This window comes from Hydrogenophaga sp. 70-12 (genome assembly GCF_001897365.1).
Classification (GTDB): domain Bacteria; phylum Pseudomonadota; class Gammaproteobacteria; order Burkholderiales; family Burkholderiaceae_C; genus Hydrogenophaga; species Hydrogenophaga borbori.
Map to the genome: position 1 here is coordinate 1 of NZ_MKSS01000247.1, position 1,760 is coordinate 1,760.

Below are 1,760 nucleotides of genomic sequence, written 5' to 3' on the forward strand. Positions count from 1 at the left end.
CGACCGATGAGCGCACTCGCCAAGCTCAAGCAACTGGGCATCACCCTGCCCCCCGTGGCCACCCCGGCCGCCGCCTACGTGCCCTTCGTGCAGACCGGCCAGTTGGTGTTCATCAGCGGCAACATCGCCCGCAAGGACAACAAGGCCTGGGTCGGGCAGCTGGGCCTGACCATGGAAACCGACGAGGGCAAGGAGGCCGCGCGCAGCGTCGCCATCGCCCTCATGGGCACGCTGCAGGCCGCCTGCCAGGCCTCGGGCAAGACGCTGGACGACGTCAAGCGCATCGTCAAGGTCATGAGCCTGGTCAACAGCGCCCCCACCTTCACCGAACAACACCTGGTCACCAACGGCTGCAGCGAGCTGCTGGGCGAGGTCTTCGGCGACGCCGGCCTGCACGCGCGCAGCGCCTTCGGCGTGGCGCAGCTCCCCATGGGGGCCTGCGTGGAGATCGAGTTGATCGCGGAGCTGAACTGAGGCTCGGCGTCTGAGGTTCAGCGTTGGCGGCGCGCGTTCGCGCGCCGCACCTGCCGGCTCTGGCCGGCGGCTTGCTTCGCCTTCTCCCGTTCCGCGCGCCGCTGGGTGAAGTACCTCGTGGCGTAGCGGGACACGGCGAACGCCAGCACCCCAACCGCGACCGCAATCACCACGCCGGTGAGTTCGCCAGATGGCATCGTTTCACTCCTGGGGCCCGCCCACGGCGCGCCCATAACCCGACAGAAATGCCTCGAAGCGCGCCAGCTCCTCGTCGAGCGCGCGCTTGAAGGCGGCGTCGCGCGGCGCCCGGCCCGACACGAAGCCCAGCTCGCGCACCAGGCGCCCGCGCTCCAGGCGCAGATTGGCCCAGCCCAGCACCTGTTCTCCCCACAGCAGCGGCAGCGCGTAGTGGCCCATGGTGCGCCGGGGCGCGGGCAGGTAGGCCTCGAAGCGGTAAGCCCAGCCCCACAACATTTCGAAGCGGCGGCGGTCCCACACCACGGGGTCGAAGGGCGCGAGCAGTCGCAGGCCTGTCCCATCCGGCTGGTGGCGGCGCGAGGCGGGGTTTTCGTCGGCCGGCCAGAACCAGGTGGTGCCGTCGACCACCGCGTGGCCGTAGCGCGTGCGCGCGGCCGTGGCCACGGCGCGGGCCTCGGCCGCGAGCTGCGGCGCGCCGTAGCGCAGCAGCGTGACCAGGTAGCCGAGGCTGGGCGCGGGCAGCGGCGCGTAGAGGTTCACGATGGTGTCGACCAGCGCCTCGGCGCGCGCCCGCCGCGCGGCGGGACTGTCGTCCTGCGCGGCGTGCTCCATGGCCTCGTACAGCCGCGTGCCGCCTTCGCGCCGGCGCACGCGCAGCCAGCCGTGGTAGTGCATGTGGTCCAGCAGGCGCGTGCTGGCGTTCAGGTCGCCGCCCCAGTAGCCGGCCACGCGGCCGTGGTGGGCGAAGGCCTCGCCCACCTCGCGCGGGTGCGCCAGGCCGCGCTCGCGCACGAAATCGAGCACGGCCCGCGCGCGCTGGGTGGTGTCGGCGTCCCAGGCCTGGCGCGGCGTGCGCGGGTGCAGCAGGGCCAGCATGCCGCGCGGCACGAAGCCGTAGTTGACGAAGGCGTCTTCCTCCAGGCCCAGGCGCTCGTAGCGGCGCTCCAGGTCGCCCGCACGGTAGTCGCGCACGCGCTGGAACAGGATGAGGTCCTGCGCGCGCGCCGGCGCGCGCATGGGGTCGGCCTGCACGAAGCCCAGCCGGCGCACCGCGGCCGGCAGCGCCAGCGGCCTGAACAGGCTGCGCG

Annotated in this window: 3 protein-coding genes; 1 reads left to right on the forward strand and 2 read right to left on the reverse strand. The window is 73.0% G+C overall.

All coding sequences use genetic code 11. The features are described from left to right. Positions 1-6 precede the first annotated feature (6 nt). Positions 7-474 carry a RidA family protein gene (locus BGO22_RS13975; protein ID WP_070398778.1) on the forward strand — a complete coding sequence of 156 codons (468 nt, stop codon included), beginning with the start codon at positions 7-9 and terminating at the stop codon, positions 472-474. Between the two features lie 17 nt (positions 475-491). On the opposite strand, the gene BGO22_RS13980 is transcribed toward BGO22_RS13975, so the two are convergent. Together BGO22_RS13980 and BGO22_RS13985 are read right to left on the reverse strand one after the other, a co-directional pair. After that, complete coding sequence (locus BGO22_RS13980; protein WP_139147020.1) at positions 492-671, reverse strand: hypothetical protein; 180 nt, start codon at positions 669-671, stop codon at positions 492-494. Positions 672-675: 4 nt separating this feature from the next. Beyond that, a partial coding sequence (locus tag BGO22_RS13985) for a DNA glycosylase AlkZ-like family protein (RefSeq protein WP_286851360.1) occupies positions 676-1,760 on the reverse strand: 1,085 nt, incomplete at its 5' end.